General features: G+C 63.6%; 17 protein-coding genes and 1 pseudogene. 4 read left to right on the forward strand and 14 right to left on the reverse strand.

Annotation, left to right across the window (positions count from 1 at the left end; genetic code table 11):
• Positions 1-17: 17 nt before the first annotated feature.
• Together AB7531_RS32450 and AB7531_RS32455 are read right to left on the reverse strand one after the other, a co-directional pair.
• Complete coding sequence (locus AB7531_RS32450) at positions 18-1,085, reverse strand: IS3 family transposase (protein WP_231142186.1); 1,068 nt, start codon at positions 1,083-1,085, stop codon at positions 18-20.
• Positions 1,052-1,204, reverse strand: a pseudogene (locus tag AB7531_RS32455) (transposase); the annotation flags it as partial. The pseudogene AB7531_RS32455 and the gene AB7531_RS32450, both read right to left, overlap by 34 nt.
• Positions 1,205-1,688: 484 nt before the next feature.
• On the opposite strand from AB7531_RS32455, the gene AB7531_RS32460 reads away from it, so the two are divergent.
• From AB7531_RS32460 to AB7531_RS32470, 3 genes are all read left to right on the forward strand, one after another.
• Positions 1,689-2,249 carry a hypothetical protein gene (locus AB7531_RS32460; RefSeq protein WP_063984723.1) on the forward strand — a complete coding sequence of 187 codons (561 nt, stop codon included), beginning with the start codon at positions 1,689-1,691 and terminating at the stop codon, positions 2,247-2,249.
• Between the two features lie 138 nt (positions 2,250-2,387).
• Positions 2,388-2,669 carry a hypothetical protein gene (locus tag AB7531_RS32465; protein WP_084795234.1) on the forward strand — a complete coding sequence of 94 codons (282 nt, stop codon included), beginning with the start codon at positions 2,388-2,390 and terminating at the stop codon, positions 2,667-2,669.
• The gene (locus tag AB7531_RS32470; protein WP_231144410.1) at positions 2,669-3,328 is read left to right on the forward strand and encodes a hypothetical protein; all 660 of its coding nucleotides are present in this window, start codon (positions 2,669-2,671) and stop codon (positions 3,326-3,328) included. Before AB7531_RS32465 ends, AB7531_RS32470 begins: the two co-directional genes overlap by 1 nt.
• 352 nt (positions 3,329-3,680) lie before the next feature.
• Here the strand turns inward: AB7531_RS32470 and pdxR are convergent, their stop codons facing one another.
• Complete coding sequence (gene pdxR / locus AB7531_RS32475; protein WP_063984725.1) at positions 3,681-5,126, reverse strand: MocR-like pyridoxine biosynthesis transcription factor PdxR; 1,446 nt, start codon at positions 5,124-5,126, stop codon at positions 3,681-3,683.
• Between the two features lie 82 nt (positions 5,127-5,208).
• On the opposite strand from pdxR, the gene AB7531_RS32480 reads away from it, so the two are divergent.
• The gene (locus AB7531_RS32480; RefSeq protein WP_063986561.1) at positions 5,209-6,123 is read left to right on the forward strand and encodes a DMT family transporter; all 915 of its coding nucleotides are present in this window, start codon (positions 5,209-5,211) and stop codon (positions 6,121-6,123) included.
• Here AB7531_RS32480 and AB7531_RS32485 read toward each other — a convergent pair.
• The 11 genes from AB7531_RS32485 to AB7531_RS32535 all read right to left on the reverse strand — a co-directional run bounded on the left by AB7531_RS32485 (position 6,102) and on the right by AB7531_RS32535 (position 15,788).
• Positions 6,102-7,160: a YeeE/YedE family protein gene (locus tag AB7531_RS32485; protein ID WP_231144408.1), complete on the reverse strand. Its 1,059-nt coding sequence runs from the start codon at positions 7,158-7,160 to the stop codon at positions 6,102-6,104. The genes AB7531_RS32480 and AB7531_RS32485 overlap by 22 nt on opposite strands.
• 2 nt (positions 7,161-7,162) lie before the next feature.
• Positions 7,163-8,167, reverse strand: coding sequence for a quinone oxidoreductase family protein (locus AB7531_RS32490; RefSeq protein ID WP_063984726.1), 1,005 nt, complete (start codon positions 8,165-8,167; stop codon positions 7,163-7,165).
• Positions 8,168-8,347: 180 nt separating this feature from the next.
• Positions 8,348-9,679: a phenylacetate--CoA ligase PaaK gene (gene paaK, locus AB7531_RS32495; protein ID WP_063984727.1), complete on the reverse strand. Its 1,332-nt coding sequence runs from the start codon at positions 9,677-9,679 to the stop codon at positions 8,348-8,350.
• Positions 9,680-9,719: 40 nt separating this feature from the next.
• Complete coding sequence (gene paaI / locus AB7531_RS32500) at positions 9,720-10,169, reverse strand: hydroxyphenylacetyl-CoA thioesterase PaaI (RefSeq protein WP_063984728.1); 450 nt, start codon at positions 10,167-10,169, stop codon at positions 9,720-9,722.
• Between the two features lie 55 nt (positions 10,170-10,224).
• Entirely contained in the window at positions 10,225-11,307 is a 1,083-nt protein-coding gene (gene paaE / locus AB7531_RS32505; RefSeq protein ID WP_063984729.1) for a 1,2-phenylacetyl-CoA epoxidase subunit PaaE, read from the reverse strand.
• A gap of 2 nt (positions 11,308-11,309) precedes the next feature.
• Positions 11,310-11,813: a 1,2-phenylacetyl-CoA epoxidase subunit PaaD gene (gene paaD, locus AB7531_RS32510; protein WP_063984730.1), complete on the reverse strand. Its 504-nt coding sequence runs from the start codon at positions 11,811-11,813 to the stop codon at positions 11,310-11,312.
• Positions 11,807-12,583, reverse strand: coding sequence for a 1,2-phenylacetyl-CoA epoxidase subunit PaaC (gene paaC, locus AB7531_RS32515; protein ID WP_063984731.1), 777 nt, complete (start codon positions 12,581-12,583; stop codon positions 11,807-11,809). The genes paaD and paaC overlap by 7 nt, the downstream gene beginning before the upstream one ends.
• Positions 12,583-12,870 (reverse strand): 1,2-phenylacetyl-CoA epoxidase subunit PaaB, encoded by a 288-nt coding sequence (gene paaB / locus AB7531_RS32520; protein ID WP_014496929.1) that lies wholly within the window; start codon positions 12,868-12,870, stop codon positions 12,583-12,585. The genes paaC and paaB overlap by 1 nt, the downstream gene beginning before the upstream one ends.
• Before the next feature lie 10 nt (positions 12,871-12,880).
• Positions 12,881-13,873: a 1,2-phenylacetyl-CoA epoxidase subunit PaaA gene (paaA, locus tag AB7531_RS32525; protein WP_063986562.1), complete on the reverse strand. Its 993-nt coding sequence runs from the start codon at positions 13,871-13,873 to the stop codon at positions 12,881-12,883.
• Positions 13,874-13,948: 75 nt separating this feature from the next.
• A complete protein-coding gene (paaX, locus tag AB7531_RS32530) occupies positions 13,949-14,815 on the reverse strand; it encodes a phenylacetic acid degradation operon negative regulatory protein PaaX (RefSeq protein ID WP_063986563.1) in 867 nt (288 codons plus the stop codon).
• Between the two features lie 202 nt (positions 14,816-15,017).
• Complete coding sequence (locus AB7531_RS32535; RefSeq protein ID WP_063984732.1) at positions 15,018-15,788, reverse strand: esterase/lipase family protein; 771 nt, start codon at positions 15,786-15,788, stop codon at positions 15,018-15,020.
• Positions 15,789-15,843 lie beyond the last annotated feature (55 nt).

Genomic DNA, 15,843 nt, shown 5'->3' on the forward strand with positions numbered 1-15,843 from the left:
GACCTGCCCCTGAAGTTTCACCCAGTAGCGGTTAGAGTCTCGGCGGATGTTACGCCGTTTGGCGCGGTGTGAGCAACGTGCGATCGGCGGAGCTGGTCGGGGTTGCGCAGCCGATCGCACGTTGCGGTGAGGTAGGCGGCATAGGCCGCAGGGGTCAGATAGCCGAGCGAGGAATGCGGGCGTTGGCCGTTGTAGTCGCCGACCCAATCCGCAATCTTGGCGCGGGCGTGATCGAGGCCGAAGAACAAGGTTTCGTTGAGAAGCTCGTCCCGCATCCGGCCGTTGAAGCTTTCACAGAAGCCGTTCTGCATCGGCTTGCCCGGCGCAATGAAGTGCCAGTCGATCTTGTTCTCCTCCGACCAGGCCAGCATGGCATTGCAGGTGAACTCGGTGCCGTTGTCGGAGACGATCATGCCCGGCTTGCCGCGCTGATTGATCAGCGCCGTCAGTTCGCGTGCCACCCGCCGCCCCTGGATCGAGGTGTCGGGGATGGCCGCCAGACATTCCCGGGTCACGTCATCGACGATATTCAGGACCCGGAAGCGACGGCCGCTGGCGAACTGGTCGTGGACAAAATCCAGCGACCACCGGGCGTTCGGCCGAGCCTCGACCAGTATCGGCGCTCGGGTGCCCACGGCGCGGCGGCGGGCCCGGCGCTTGCGCACGCTGAGGCCTTCCTCTCGATACAGACGGTAGATCCGGTTCCGCCCGGACGGCTCGCCCTGCTGGCGAAGCAGCACGAACAGCCGGCGGTAGCCGAACCGCCGACGGGCATTAGCAAGCTCGCGCAAGTGGCCGCGTAGTTCGGTGTCCGGCGGTCGGCACGATCGGTACCGAACCATCTTGCGGTCAGCGCCGACGATGCCGCAGGCCCGCCGCTCCGCCAGACCCATGACGGCCTGCAGGTGCGCGACGGCTTCGCGCTTGGCGACGGGCCCTACCATTTTTTTGACAAAAGCTCGCGTAGCGCTGCAGCATCCAGCATCTGCTCGGCCAGCAGCTTCTTCAGCTTGGCGTTCTCGTCCTCGAGTTGCCGCAACCGCTTGGCATCGGAGACGTCCAGACCGCCGAACTTCGCCTTCCAATTGTACAGCGTCGCTTCAGAGACGCCATGCTTCCGCGCCAAATCGGCAGCCTTCGCACCCGCCTCATGCTCACGCAGCACGCCAATAATCTGCTCTTCCGTAAACCTGGCTCGCTTCATCTGTCCGTCCTTCAGAAGGCCGGACTCTAACTTCAACTGGAGGAAATCGGCAGGGGCAGGTCATTACCGATGGAGTCGATCGCCGGAATGTGCGGTGGGCCAAGTTGAATTTGAGGAGCTGGACAGCCTCACCGATCCGGATAGGACGCCTCCGCGTCTTGTGGCCGCTTGGCCTTGGTGGGTACGCCTACACAGACGAAGACTCCGTAAAAGCGATCATGATCTACGACCGATCGATTGAACTCCCAGAGGGATGTCGGTCGATTGTGATCACTCCGCCTGCAGAAATACCGGAGAGCAACTCTCTCCGATTGACCTTCTTTGTGAAGGCGGATCAATCGCTCCGGCAATCGCGGCGACGATCGCGCCTATACGTTTGGGTCTCCGGTGAAACCGTTGACGCTCAACGTCGCCGCGTCGGCCTCCTGCTTCGGAGCGGGCCGGTAGATTGGTCGAAACCACCACAAAAGTGAGAGACCTAAACATGGAGAAAACCGGCCCCCCCAGCGGTCCGTCATTGAAGAGCACATTTTCAACGGCGCATTACGCCGCCGTGGTCTCGACCATTGCGCTGATAATCTCCGGCGGCAGCCTGCTTTTTACGAAGCGCTCCTACGACCTCAGCGCGGCAAAAGACCAGCGCGAACTTCTTGAGAAGTCACCGATCGTCGATGTGCAAGTCGCCCCCAATAGCAAGGCGAGAAGCGCCGACCTCACGATCTACATTTTCAATCGTGGGGACATCAACATCGTGCCGCAAGACATCACCGCCCTCCATCTACTCGAACATGGTGATCTCTATCTGTCGGGCTCGCGTCAAAATGTAGAGAAGCTCAGTACGTCCCTGAGCCTCAAATCGATGGGGGTCATTGCTCCAAAGAATTCAGCTACCATGAAGGGAACCGTATCCGGCGTAACCGACGAAAAAGACGATTGGCCTATCAATGGCGTTGACATCACATTCACTCTACGGATCAAGCTCGCCGATGAAGGCGAGACGCTCAAGACGATGAATGTGACTAGAGAGATCAAGCCGGGGCTTTAGGGAAGCACAGCCACCGCCCACTCGGCGATCGGACGACGGACTCCCTGTGAATAGAGTCGCGAAAAGCGATCGTTCGCTCCACCACTAGCGGCGAGAGTGCCATCCTCATCGCCCGCGAATCGATTCATGAGGGAACGAATGACGACAGACAGCGAGGGACGGAAGATCAACCGGAGCCTCCGAAAATCGCAAGCCGAGATCCAGCACCTGATCGACTGCTTCGGTGATCACCTTGCGCAGAAACACAAGTACGATCGATGGGGACTCGAGGCCGTCTGGTTCTACCTGGTCGAGCGGTATCACTGGACTCCCGCCATCGTTCGGGCGCCTAACACCGACGACCTCGATTTCCTGCTCCACGATGAGATGAACGGATGGAAGGCACCCAACGATGACAAGCCGAGCCAAGGTTACAGTTGATGCCGACGCCTGACGACACAAAAAAGTGGCAAGATCATCCAGTTGTCATCGCAATCGGCAGCGGCGCTGCCGCGCTGATCTTTGCGCAGACCGTGATCTTTCCGACGATGACAGCATCGCTTCAAAATGAAGTCTCGTCGGCGCGAAGCCAAACGCAAGAAGTTGCGGCGTTAAGGGAACAGCTCAAGAAGGCGACTGAAGACACTGCGAAGGCCAAGCTCGAGCTCAAAGCAGCCCAGATCAACAACGTATTCTCGGTGGGCAACCCTTATCCCATTGGTTTGAGCAAAGTGAAGATCGGCGACAGTCCTGAAGCCATTCTTGGTAACTATCCAGAGGAAAAAGTTACAAAGAACGTTGCCTCATATTGGTCGATTAAATTAGACCACGCCACGTTCAGGGAAGTTACGTATTTTTTTGATCGGCCGAAGAATCTGAAGGACAGAAAGATTCGAGCATTGCTCTTTTTCACAACTGAGCAATCGTCCGGGATTATCCGCGACAAACTGACAGAAGCACTCGGCAACCCTTCGATTTTCGGACCAAAGCCAGATTGTGCTGGTTGGTCGTTGGGCAAAGACCTATTCGCCAAGGCCGACGGATCTATATCGTTTTCGATCGTAAACACACAACCAGATTGTATTGTCGAGGAAAAATAGAGCCTTTTTTCTGCTCGTGGCAGCACGGCCACGGTGCATTCCGCGATCGCCGTCTTCAATCTACCGCCGCGCCATCGCCGGCATCTAACGAGAGAGAATGCCTTGCCAGTAACCCGAATCGAGAAATTCGATTCCAGCGGTTCGCCTACGCAGCGCGCCGAGCCCGATGCAGATGGCCAGTACCACTACTTCCACTTCGGAAAGAACGTTGATGCCGTCTGCTTTCGCGCGCTCGACGACGTGGCGGAGTTTCTTAGAAAGCCCCCGAAGGCCGGCGTTCGTATGAACCCGGGGTGGAGCAAGATTTCCCGTCGAATTTACATCGATGGAGTACCGCGCTAGCGCGGCTGCTCTAGAAGCACGACGCCATCGTCCGCACCGCCGCGCTGATCTCATTCTCGCGCCAGGCGGCGAAGCCGAGCAGCAGGCCATGGTCGCGTGGACGGCCGAGCGCCAGGCTGGACAGGGCCCGTGTTTCGACGCCTGCCTCGACCAGCCGTTGCACCGCCGCCTGATCGGCGCGACCGCGCTTGAGGCGAGCGACCAGTTGGATGCCGCCCGAGGGCACTTCAGCGGAGAGAACTTCGCCCAGATGGCGCTCCAGTCCCTCGACGAGGTGATCGCGGCGCGCGTGATAGAGCCGTCGCATCCGGCGCAGATGCGCGAGAAAATGCCCGTCTGCGATGAACTCCGCCAGCGCTTCCTGGATGTGGCTGGAGGCGATCAGCCCGACGTGTCGCTGTGCGATCTCAAGGGTGCCGACCAGCCCTGGTGGCGCGACGACATAGCCGAGCCGGATATCCGACGTCATCGCCTTCGAGAACGTTCCGACATAGAACACGCGGCCGTGGGCGTCTAACCCCTGCAAGGCCGGCACCGGCCGGCTGTCATAATGGAATTCGCCGTCGTAATCGTCTTCGACGATCCAGGTCTCGCCTGGCCTGCTCATGCCCAGGAATTCAGTGCGGCGCGCGAGCGACATCAGCCGCCCGGTCGGATGCTGATGCGAGGGCGTCATGAAGATGAGCTTTGGCGCGGCCAGTCCCGGCATCCGCTGCATGCCCTGCTCGTCCAGCTTCATTCCCATCACGCGCGCGCCGGAGGCGCGGAAAGCCGCCGCAGCGCCGGGATAGCCGGGGTCCTCGACCCAGACATCGTCGCCGGGCGTGATGAGCGCAGCTGCAATCAGGGTCAGCGCGGCCTGCGCGCTCGGCAGGATCAGGATCTGGTCTGCGGTGGCGCGGACGCCCCTGCTGGCGGCCAGATAATGCGCCAGCGCCTGGCGCAGGCGCGTCCGATTGACCGGTCCAAGCTCGCGCTTAGCTGCGCGCACCGCGCTGCGGCGCAGGCAGCGGGCCCACACTTCGTTCGGAAACTCCCGCGCATCTCCTTGCCCCGGACGCAAGGGTTTTAGCGGCGCCTGATAGGACATCGGCCAGTCGGTCTGCTTGAGCTTCGACGCCCAGGGTGAGAGCCGCGGCTTACCAGAGCGGACGCTCGGTGCGACGGCACCCGTCTCTTCGTTACGGCCGCCGTCGACCGTGACCATGGGACGACGACCGTGCGACGCCTCGAGATATCCCTCGGCGGCGAGCTGCTCGAAGGCATAAGTGACGGTGTTGCGCGAGACGCCGAGATCGCTCGCAAGCCGGCGGCTCGACGGCAGCGCGCGGCCTTTGCCGAGTCGACCGGTCGCGATCAGGTCTCGCAGCTGGCTCGTCAGTTGCGCCGTCAGCCCCTCGTCGTCGGTCCGCTTCAGCTCGATCAGGGCGGAGATCACACCTTCCGAAACTGGCACCTAATTCCTTTCCGATCTGGCACTTTTTCAGGTGCCAATCCGGATGCTATCCGCCGGACTGGACTGCTTCAAGGATTTTGCGATGAACTCCCTCTCCTCCCGCGCGGCCGTCGGCCTGTTCCTGATCGTCGTGCTGGCCTGGGGCGTGAACTGGTCGGTGACGAAGCAACTCGTCCAGTTCCTTCCGCCACTATGGACTTCGGCGATCCGGAGCTGGATCGCGCTGGCCGGATTGTTCGTGATCCTCGGGCTGAGCAACAATCTGATGATCCCGGAGCGGCGCGACATTCCGGCGATCCTGAGCGTCGCACTGCTGCACATGACGGTGTTCTCGGTCCTGGTTGCGGCCGGTGTGCGCTTCCTGCCCGCGAGCAAGGCAATCGTGCTCGGCTACACCACGCCGCTCTGGGTCGCGATCGCCGCGCCCTTGCTGGGGAAGGATACGCTGACGGCGCCCAAGCTCGCCGGCGCCTTGCTCGGGCTGATCGGCCTTGCCGTGATCCTGAACCCCACGTCGATCGATTGGACCAATACCAACGTCCTGCTCGGGGCCGGCATGGTCGTCCTGGCCGCGATGTCCTGGGCCGCGAACATCATCTATATGAGCGCGCATCGCTGGATTGCATCGCCGCTCCAGCTCCTGCTCTGGCAGGTGCTCGTGGCGACGATCGTACTGACGGGATCGGCTGTTATCACGGAAGGCCCGCCGCACGCGGAATGGTCGTGGAAGCTCGTGCTGCTTTTCCTGTATTCCGGCCTGATCGGAACGGCGCTGGCCTATTGGGCGATGTCGATGGTCAACAAGAGCATCTCGGCCCTGACGACGTCGCTCGGCACCACCGGGACGCCGCTCGTCGGTATCGCCAGTGCTGCGATCCTGCTGGGCGAGCCAATCGACATGAGTCTTGCTGTCGCGGCCGGACTGATCGTCACCGGCATCGGTCTTGCGACGCTGGGCGACCGGCTGCTGCGCGGTCAGGCCACCGCGAGCGGCTGAACCCGCAGTGCGCCGCGCAGGCCGGCCGTCGTGCCGAGCAGGATGCCGGCGACCGCGACGAACGAGCCCAGAGCGAGCGTCGATACGCCGGTGAGCCCCTGCCCGATCGAGCAGCCGAACGCCATCACGCCGCCGATCCCCATCAGCGCGGCGCCGCCGGCAGACCGCAGCATGTGGCGCGGCGAGGAATAACCTTCGAGGTGGAAACGGCCTGTGGCGAGCGCGGTGACAAGGCTGCCGGCGAGAACGCCGGCCACGGTGGCGATGCCGAAATTGAGCGTCAGACCGGTCGAGAGCATGGCATACTGCAGGCTATCGGCGATCGGCGCGACGAAGGTCAGCGAGGTCACCGGGACGGGATTGAAATCGTCGGCACCAAGATAGCCGGTGACGAACCAGCCGCTGGCGACCAGGAGGCCGACGACGACGCCGGCTGCAATCTGGCCGGGCGAACGCCGGAACGCCGGGTGCGCGAACGCAAACAGGATCAGCGCAACGACGATTATAGCAGCGCTCAGCGCACGCGAGGCCGCTTCGCCGGGACCGAGCGTCGCCAACAGTGACGGCAGCGAATTGGCGTTGACGGTCGTTTGCGAGGCCTGAACCAGCGCAATGCGCGCCGGCGCGATCAAGCCCTTGAGCGTCATCTGCGCGGCGATGGCGAGCACGATCACGACGACGAAGGAGCGGAGATTGCCGCGGCCGAGCAGCACCAGCGCCCGCGAGCCGCAGCCGTTCGACAACACCATGCCGTAGCCGAACAACAGGCCGCCGAGGAACAGCACCGGCACTGAAAAGGATTGTTGCAGATAGATCGACTTGCCGAGATCGACCATGCCGCTACCGGCAAGGAATTGGCTCGCAGCAACCGCAACAGCAATCGCCATCGCAAAGGTCCGCACCAGCCGCCCGTCTCCTTCGGCCAGCCAGCCGCGCATGCTGCTCATCAGGCAGAAGCCGCTGAGCAGGCCCACGGCGCCATAGATGAGCCCGATGATGAGGCCGGCGAGGATGACGAGTTGGGTGGACGAGTCCATGGTCAAGGCTTCAGGATCACGCGATCCCGCGACGAACCGGCGACCGCGACATAGGCCTCCTTGGCGCGCTCCAGCGGATAGACGGCATTCGCCTTGATCGGGAACGGTTTCAGGTGCCCGCTCGCAAAGCCGGGGCCGAGGTCGCGCAGCACCGCGCCGGTCGCGGCCGAGGACAGCCCGAGCGTGTCGATGCCGACATAGGTGTGTTGCCCGCGGTAGAATTCGAGGATGTTGAACTGCACGATGCGGTCGATCGCGGCGATCAGGATCTGGCGGCCGCGCAATCCGAGCGACTTGTGCGCGGCCTGGAAATAGGGATCGCCGACCGTGTTGAAGACGATGTCGGCCCCCTTGCCGCCGGTCAGTTCGCGTACGCGCGTGGCGACATCGGTCGCCGAGGCGTCAATCACCTCGATGGCTGCGTTGGCATGGCCCTCATAGGCTTCCGCCTTGCGCACCACGCCGATAACGCGCGCGCCCTGCCACGTCGCGATCTGGACCGCGGCCTGACCGACCTTCCCGTTGACGCCGAACACCAGCACGGTCTCGCCGGGCTTCGGAATGCCGGCGCGGCGAAAGCCTTCCATTGCGGTGACGAAAGGCACGCCGATGCCGGCGGCCTCCTCCCAGGACACCGTCTTCGGCTTCTCCACCACGGCGTCGGCTTCGACGACGAGATGGCTGGCATGGGTGCCGTCGCGGCGGATGCCGAGATCGCCGGAGGAGCCGAACACCTCGCGGCCGATCGTATCGGCCGGTCCGTCAATCACCACGCCGGCATAATCGCGGCCGGGCGTGCGGGGGAAGACCGCATAGGGCATCAGCCCGGTCGCAGCCTTCACATCGGAGGGGTTGACGGCGGCGGCCCTTATCTCGATCAGGAGATCCTTCGGACCGCGCGTGAGTAGATGACGCTCGATCAGCGGCGCGATCGCCGCAGCATTATCGGCCTTGGCATTGAGGCGGACGCAGCGCGCTTCGACGGTTTTGCAATCGGCTGGTGACATCGAAAGACCCACGATTTCTCGCGGGCCTTGTCGCCTTTGGGACCGGTCAAGTCAACCGCCTCCCCTCATCCTGAGGAGTCGCGCGAGCGGCGTCTCGAAGGATACAGGCCCGCGCTGCAGCATCCGGGCCTTCATGGTTCGAGACGCGCCTTCGGCGCTCCTCACCATGAGGAGCGACAGCTAGTCCTTCGGCCGCTTGTCGTAGAGGCGCTTGGCCTTGCCCAGCGAGCGCTCCAGCGTGGCGGGGGCGACCACCCGCACGTTGGAGCTGATTCCGATGGTGTTCTTGATGTGGGTCGAAATGCGGTCGGCATGATCGACCAGCCCGCGGCCGTCCCAGCTCTCCGGGCGCGCCTCGGCGATGATGGTCAGCTCGTCCATGCGGCCTTCGCGGGTCAGCTCCATGATGAAGTGACCGCCGCACCAGTCGGTCGCGAGCAGCACCTCCTCGATCTGGGTCGGGAACAGATTGACGCCGCGCAGGATGATCATGTCGTCCGAGCGGCCCGTCACCTTCTCCATGCGCCGCATGCCCGGCCGCGCCGTGCCCGGCAGCAGCCGCGTCAGGTCCCGGGTGCGATAGCGGATCACCGGGAAGGCTTCCTTGGTCAGCGAGGTGAAGACCAGTTCGCCCTTCGCGCCGTCCGGCAGCACCGCGCCGGTTTCGGGATCGATCACCTCGGGATAGAAATGGTCCTCCCATATGTGCAGACCGTCCTTGGTCTCGATGCATTCCTGCGCAACGCCTGGACCGATCACCTCCGAGAGGCCATAGATATCGGTTGCATCCATATCGAAGGCGTCCTCGATCTCCCCGCGCATCGCATTGGTCCAGGGCTCGGCGCCGAAGATGCCGACCTTGAGCGAGCACTGGCGCGGGTCGAGCTTCTGGCGCTTGAACTCGTCGAGGATCGCCAACATGTAGCTCGGCGTCACCGTGATGATGTCGGGTCGGAAGTCGTTGATGAGTTGCACCTGCCGCTCGGTCATGCCGCCGGAGATCGGCACCACGGTGCAACCAAGTTTTTCCGCGCCGTAGTGCACACCCAATCCGCCGGTAAACAGGCCGTAGCCATAGGCGTTGTGGATGATCATGCCGGTGCGGCCGCCGGCGGCGCGGATCGAGCGTGCCATCACCTCCGACCAGGTGTCGATGTCGCGCTGCGTATAGCCCACCACGATCGGCTTTCCCGTGGTGCCGGAGGAGGCATGCACGCGCACCAGCTTTTCGCGCGGCACGGCGAACATGTTGAAGGGATAATTGTCGCGCAGATCCGTCTTCACGGTGAACGGGAATTTTGCGAGATCGGAGAGTTCGCGAAAGTCGGACGGATGCACGCCGGCCTTGTCGAAGGCCTGGCGGTAATGCGCGACGTTGTCGTAGGCGTGCTTCAGCGACCAGGCCAGCCGCTGCGTTTGCAGCGCCATGATCTCGTCACGCGACGCGCGCTCATGCGCGTCCATCTCGGCGCGATAGGCGTTGCCACCTTCCTTGAGCCTCGTCAGAGCCATCCTCGTTTCCCCACATTGGTTGGTTCTTTTTATTGGAGTCTTACGGTTCTTGCGTCGGCAGCCACGTGCCGGGAATGACACGCGAATGCCCCCGGAATTCCGCGATGACGGTGTCGCCCGCTGTCACGCGCACGTCGTAGATGCCTGAGCGTCCGCCACGGCTGACCTCGCGCGCTTTTGCAACGAGGCGGTCATCAAGCCTGCCCGGCTTGATGAAGGTGATCTGGCCCTGTGCCGCCACGACACGTTCATTGTGCGAATTGCAGGCAAAGGCGAAGGCGGAATCGGCCAGCGTGAAGATGAAGCCGCCATGGGCGATACGCTGGCCGTTGACCATGTCCGGCCGCACATTCATCGCCAGCGTCGCAAAGCCCGGACCAATCTCGACGATCTCCATGCCGAGACCCTTGGAGGCATCATCCTCCGCCCACATCGCGTCGGCGCAGGCGCGGGCAACATCCTCGGGCGACAGGTTGGCTTTGACGTTCACGCGCTTCTCCCGGCCAAATGTTTGGCCATAATGCTCTGCTGCCCGGCCATAACTGTCAAACGTGATCGTAATCGACCACGACCCGCTCCGACGACGGCTTCGCCTGGCAGGTAAGGACGAAGCCGGCCTTCAACTCCCAGGGCTCCAGCGAATAGTTGACGTCCATCGGCGCCTCGCCCTCGACCAGCTTGGCGCGGCAGGTCGAGCACATGCCGCCCTTGCAGGCGAAGGGCAGATCGACGCCGGCGCGCAGCGCGGCATCGAGGATCGCCTCATCTTCGGCGACCGGCACGTCGCGGCGCTTGCCGTCGATGATCAGCGAGGCGATCGCCTTCGGCGGCGCGTCGGGTGCAACGATCTTCTTCGGTCGCGGCTTGCCGCCGAATTCGGAGACGAAGCGCTCCACGTGGATGCGCTCTTCCGCGATACCGAGATCGCGGCAGGTCGCCTCGATCTCCTCGCTCATGCCAAGGGGGCCACAGATGAAGATATGATCGACACTCGCGGCCGGCACCAGCGAGCGCAGCAACACCCTCACCTTGTCGCCATCGAGTCGGCCATGCAGGATCGGGATGTCCTGCTCCTCGCCGGAGATGACGTGGAAGATCGAGAGGCGATCGATGAAGCGGTCCTTGAGCTCCTCGAGTGCCTCCAGGAACATGATGTTGTCGGTGGCGCGGTTGCCGTAGAACAGGAAGAAGCGGCTGTCCGCCTCGCGCGCGAGCACGCCCTTGACGATCGACAGGATCGGCGTGATGCCGGAGCCTGCGGCAAAGCCGACATGGATGCGTCCGCTATCTGCCGGCGGGATCACGCCGAAGCGTCCGGTCGGCGTCATGACGTCGAGCTCGTCGCCGCATTTGAGTTCATCCGCCGCCCAGTTCGAAAATGCTCCGCCATCGACCTTCTTCACGGCAATGCGGATCTCGCCATCGTCAGGACCCGAGCAGATCGAATAGGAGCGCCGGACTTCCTCGCCATCGAGCATGGTGCGGAGCGTGAGGTACTGGCCGGGCGCGAAAGCGTAATCGCCCGCGAGTTCGCCGGGGACCGCAAAGGTCATCGACACCGCGTCGGCCGCCTCGCGGCGGAGGTCGTTGACGGTCAGGCGATGAAAGCGCGGTGCGGCTGCGGACATGATCAATGACACTTGAAATAATCGAAGGGTTCGCGGCAGGCCTTGCAGCGCCACAACGCCTTGCAGGAGGTCGAGCCGAATTCGGACAGAAGCTCGGTCTTGTCAGAGCCGCATTGCGGGCACGCAACGGCCTGCTCGCCGAACAGCGCGCGGCGAGAGCTTGACGCCTGCGGTGGCGCGATGCCGTAGGCGTGCAGCTTGCGGCGCCCCTCTTCGCTCATCCAGTCGGTGGTCCAGGCCGGCGACAGCACGGTGCGCACTTTCGGCTGGCGAAAACCGGCGCGTTCCAACGCAAGCTCGATCTCGAACGCGATCATGTTCATGGCCGGGCAGCCCGAGTAAGTCGGGGTGATCGCGACCTCGACATGATCGCCATCGAGAACGACATCACGGAGCACGCCGAGATCGGCGATGGTCAGCACCGGGATTTCAGGGTCAACGACGCTCGCCGCGGCATCCCAGGCGCGCCGGCGCAGCTCGCTGTCGCGCTCGAGCACCGTCACCATGTCTGCCCCGGAAATGTACGCTGCATCGACTGAAGCTCGGACAGGAGATGACCGAGATGCTCGCTGTGGCGGCCCACGCGGCCGCCCTGCTGCATCCAGTCATTCTGCGGCAACCTGAGCGTTGCTTCACCAACGACGTCAGACAACGTTGTCAGCCAGCGGCCGCGCAAGGTGCCGGGATCCACAGCGATGCCGGCATGGATCAAAGCGCGTTCGCCTTCGTCGACGGCAAACATCTCTCCGGTGAAGGCCCAGAGATGATCGATCGCGGCCTGCGCCCTGGCGTGACTCTCGCCGGTACCGTCGCCAAGCCGAATGATCCATTCCGAGGCGTGGCGCAGATGATAAGCGCTCTCCTTCTCGGACTTGGCGGCAATGGCCGCGAGCGTCGTATCGCGCGAATTCATCATCGCGCGCCAATAGAGGTCGGCGAAGGCGGAATAGAAGAACTGCCGCACCAGGGTCTGGGCAAAGTCGCCATTCGGCTGTTCGACCAGCAGCAGGTTGCGGTACTGCCTGACGTCGCGCAAATAGGCGAGCTTGTCCTCGTTGTTGTCCTTGCCTTCGGCTTTGGCTGCGTAGGTGTAGAGTTCACGCGCCTGGCCGATCAGATCGAGCGCGATGTTGGAGAGCGCCATGTCCTCTTCCAGCATCGGCGCATGTCCGCACCATTCCGACAGACGATGACCGAGAATCAGCGCATCGTCGGCGCGGCGCAACGCGTAGAGCACCAGCGGCGTTTCGGAGACCTGGATGTTGGCCACAAGCATCACATGTGCCCCACTTCCTCAGGCACCTCGTAGAACGTCGGATGCCGGTAGATCTTCGATTCCGCTGGCTCGAACATCATGCCCTTCTCGGCGGGATCGCTCGCGGTGATCGCGGTCGACGGCACGACCCAGATCGACAGGCCCTCGCCGCGGCGGGTGTAGATGTCGCGCGCGGCCTGCAGGGCCATGGTGGCGTCATTCGCATGCAGCGAGCCGACATGCTTGTGCGCGAGCCCGTTGCGGCTGCGAATGAAGACTTCCCACAGCGGTGTGTTCGGCGTGGCCATCGTGATCTCCTTATTCCGCGGCTTGTGCGGTCTGACGCTGCGCGCGCTTTGCGGCATAGCTAGCTGCCGCCTCGCGCACCCAGGCGCCCTCATCGTGCGCCTTGCGACGCGCGGCAAGCCGATCGCGGTTGCACGGGCCGTTGCCGGCGAGCACCTGCTTGAATTCGGTCCAGTCGATCTCGCTGTAGCGCCAGTGCCCTTCGGCGTCCCGCGTCATGCCGGGATCGGGGATGGCGAGGCCGAGATATTGCGCCTGCGGCACGGTGGCATCGACGAACTTCTGGCGCAGCTCGTCATTGGAGAAGCGCTTGATCTTCCACTTCGTCGATGTGTCGCTGTGCTGGCTCGTCGCATCGGGCGGACCGAACATCATCAGCACCGGCCACCACCAGCGGTTCAGCGCGTCCTGCGCCATCGCCTTCTGCTCATCCGAGCCGCGGCACAGCGTCAGCATGATCTCGTAGCCCTGGCGCTGGTGGAAGGACTCCTCCTTGCAGACGCGGATCATCGCGCGTGCGTACGGGCCATAGGAGCAACGACACAGCGGGATCTGGTTCATGATCGCGGCGCCGTCGACCAGCCAGCCGATGGTGCCGATGTCGGCCCAGGTCAGCGTCGGATAATTGAAGATCGAGGAATATTTGGCCTTGCCGGTGAGCATCGCGTCGACCAGCTCTTCGCGCGACGTACCGAGCGTCTCGGCGGCGGCATAGAGATAGAGCCCGTGGCCGCACTCGTCCTGCACCTTGGCCAGCAGCGCCGCCTTGCGGCGCAAGGTCGGCGCGCGCGTGATCCAGTTGCCCTCAGGCAGCATGCCGACGATTTCGGAATGGGCGTGCTGGGAGATCTGGCGGGTGAGCGTCTTGCGATAGGCCGCCGGCATCCAGTCGTTCGGCTCGATGCGCTCCTCGGCATCAATGCGGGCCTGGAACTGCGCAGCCTTCGCCGCATCCTCGAGACCGCGATCGTCAGTCTCGGCCGTATTCAGCGCCTGGGTATACATGCGCATCCTCCCGTTTATTGGGAGGCAATATATAACAAAAATTACGTCATGCAAGATATTTCTGTAACATATAAATCAGGCCTCGAACCGCCGCTCCAGGAGCTTTCGAGCCGGCGGCAGTGGCCCCTTCTCATTGGTTCCATGGCTATCAAGCCATTGTTCCGACGGCGCAAGCAGCGCGCGATAGACCTCGCCGCAGAGTTCACGTGCTGCCCTGCCGGGCCAGTCGCCCGGCAGCAAGCTCTCGGGCAGCAGCGGATCGCGCAACACAACACGGCGGTAATAGTGGATCAGCAGGATGCGCGCGGTGAAGGCGTCGGCCTCGGACAGATCCGCACCGCGCGCGATAGCGGCACGGAGCGGCTCGAACGTCTTCATGAATTTCAGATAGGCGTCTGCGGTGCGGTCCAGCGGCCAGCTCGCGCTGAGCAGACGGCGCCCGCTGTCATCCTCAGCCGAGACTTCGAGACGGATTGCCCCGCCAGCCTCGTCCGGCACCGGCACACCTGATGGCGCGACCCACACGCCGGGCAGCGGACTGCCGAAGCCGGCGTTGCGCAGCGCTTCGCGCGAGACGTCGCGATCCTCCCCGTTGCCGATCAGGAGCAGCTCGAAACGCCCGGTCCAGTCCGACGATGGCGGATCGTAGATGTGGCGCGTGGCGGCCTCGAAGGTCTGACTTCCTTTATCGGCCAGGCGATAAAAACTGTTCCGGCCAACCTTTTCGCGTGTCAGCCAGCCATCGGCAGCAAGGCGTGACATCGCGGTGCGCACCACGCCGCTATCGATGTCCACACTCTCGAAGAACTCCAACAGCGTGCCGAGCCACACCGAGCCGCCGCGCGGCACGATCGCGTCGCCAAACACGGTGATGACGATGGAGCCCGTGCGTGACGGCTCACGCTTGAGCTGGTCGATGATGCGGGACAATGGATGCGCCATGCGCGAGGCATAGCGCGTTTGGTGCGGGCGCGACAATGGACGGGAGCTACAATCAAAGCGAGAGCCGGGCTCGATCCTTCGAGACGGCCCTTCGCGCCTCCTCAGGATGAGGTCTGATCGCTTTCGCGCCGCATCACTAGCTCTCAGTCCTCATGGTGAGGAGCGCGGCAAAGCCGCGCGTCTCGAACCATGCAGGCCGCGCTTACCGATGCGGATCGGGATAGACCATGCTGCGCCAGCCGCTGCGGTCGAACGGCCGCCACTGGCCTTCCTTCTGCGCGAGGCGGTCGGCGACCGCATAGACGGCGGCGGGATGATGGCCCATGCCGCAATGGCTGCTCTCGACCTCGATGCTCTCGGTCTGCGCGCCCGTCTTCTCCATACAGCCCTGCCAGGCGCAGACGCCGTCGGTGCGGCTGAAGATGGCGGTGGTCGGCACCGGCGGCGGGACGGCGAGCTCGCCGCCGAACTGCGGATCGACCTCGTCGGACTTCCGGCCGCTCGCCCATTCATAGACGCGCCAGGCATTGGTCGAACGGGGATCGCCCGCGAAGGGGCTGCCGAGCGTGATCACCTGGCGCACGCGCGCCGGCATCATCTTGGCGAGCTGGCGCGCATAGAGGCCGCCGAGGCTCCAGCCGACCAGACTGATCCTGCGGCCATGCTTGTCGCTGAGCTCCTGCACGAGATCGACCATCGCATGCTGCACGCCCTCGCGCAGGCCGTAGTTGCGGCCCTGGCGCCAGCCGCTTGCCGCGTAGCCCTTGCTGGTCAGAAAGGAGCGCAGCGCGCGCGTCGACGCGTCGGAGGCCACGAGGCCCGGGAACACCAGCACCGGATGCCCATCGCCGCGGGGCGCGAGGCTCAGCAGCGGCAGCGCGCCGAGGAATGCGCCGAACTCGTGGATCGCGCGCCCTTCCAGGAACATCAAGGTACGGGACGGCGGACGCAGCGTCTGGGCAGTAGCGGTCATCAATGGTCCCCTGGGCAGAATTGCTGAAAAGGCTACCGGTTGCGATGCCGGCAAA

Source organism: Bradyrhizobium sp. 63_E2_N1_3 (genome assembly GCF_052076005.1).
Lineage (GTDB): Bacteria > Pseudomonadota > Alphaproteobacteria > Rhizobiales > Xanthobacteraceae > Bradyrhizobium > Bradyrhizobium barranii.

Bases quoted from the DNA above. Each gene is read 5' to 3' on its own strand.
- paaC (WP_063984731.1), bottom strand. From the start codon at position 12,583: ATGCTTGTGGCCAACATCCAGGTCTCCGAAACGCCGCTGGTGCTCTAC.
- paaX (WP_063986563.1), bottom strand. From the start codon at position 14,815: ATGGCGCATCCATTGTCCCGCATCATCGACCAGCTCAAGCGTGAGCCG.
- paaK (WP_063984727.1), bottom strand. From the start codon at position 9,679: ATGGCTCTGACGAGGCTCAAGGAAGGTGGCAACGCCTATCGCGCCGAG.
- AB7531_RS32535 (WP_063984732.1), bottom strand. From the start codon at position 15,788: ATGACCGCTACTGCCCAGACGCTGCGTCCGCCGTCCCGTACCTTGATG.
- paaB (WP_014496929.1), bottom strand. From the start codon at position 12,870: ATGGCCACGCCGAACACACCGCTGTGGGAAGTCTTCATTCGCAGCCGC.
- paaE (WP_063984729.1), bottom strand. From the start codon at position 11,307: ATGTCCGCAGCCGCACCGCGCTTTCATCGCCTGACCGTCAACGACCTC.
- AB7531_RS32470 (WP_231144410.1), top strand. From the start codon at position 2,669: ATGCCGACGCCTGACGACACAAAAAAGTGGCAAGATCATCCAGTTGTC.
- AB7531_RS32490 (WP_063984726.1), bottom strand. From the start codon at position 8,167: ATGTCACCAGCCGATTGCAAAACCGTCGAAGCGCGCTGCGTCCGCCTC.
- AB7531_RS32480 (WP_063986561.1), top strand. From the start codon at position 5,209: ATGAACTCCCTCTCCTCCCGCGCGGCCGTCGGCCTGTTCCTGATCGTC.
- paaA (WP_063986562.1), bottom strand. From the start codon at position 13,873: ATGTATACCCAGGCGCTGAATACGGCCGAGACTGACGATCGCGGTCTC.
- AB7531_RS32485 (WP_231144408.1), bottom strand. From the start codon at position 7,160: ATGGACTCGTCCACCCAACTCGTCATCCTCGCCGGCCTCATCATCGGG.
- AB7531_RS32460 (WP_063984723.1), top strand. From the start codon at position 1,689: ATGGAGAAAACCGGCCCCCCCAGCGGTCCGTCATTGAAGAGCACATTT.
- paaD (WP_063984730.1), bottom strand. From the start codon at position 11,813: ATGGTGACGGTGCTCGAGCGCGACAGCGAGCTGCGCCGGCGCGCCTGG.
- AB7531_RS32465 (WP_084795234.1), top strand. From the start codon at position 2,388: ATGACGACAGACAGCGAGGGACGGAAGATCAACCGGAGCCTCCGAAAA.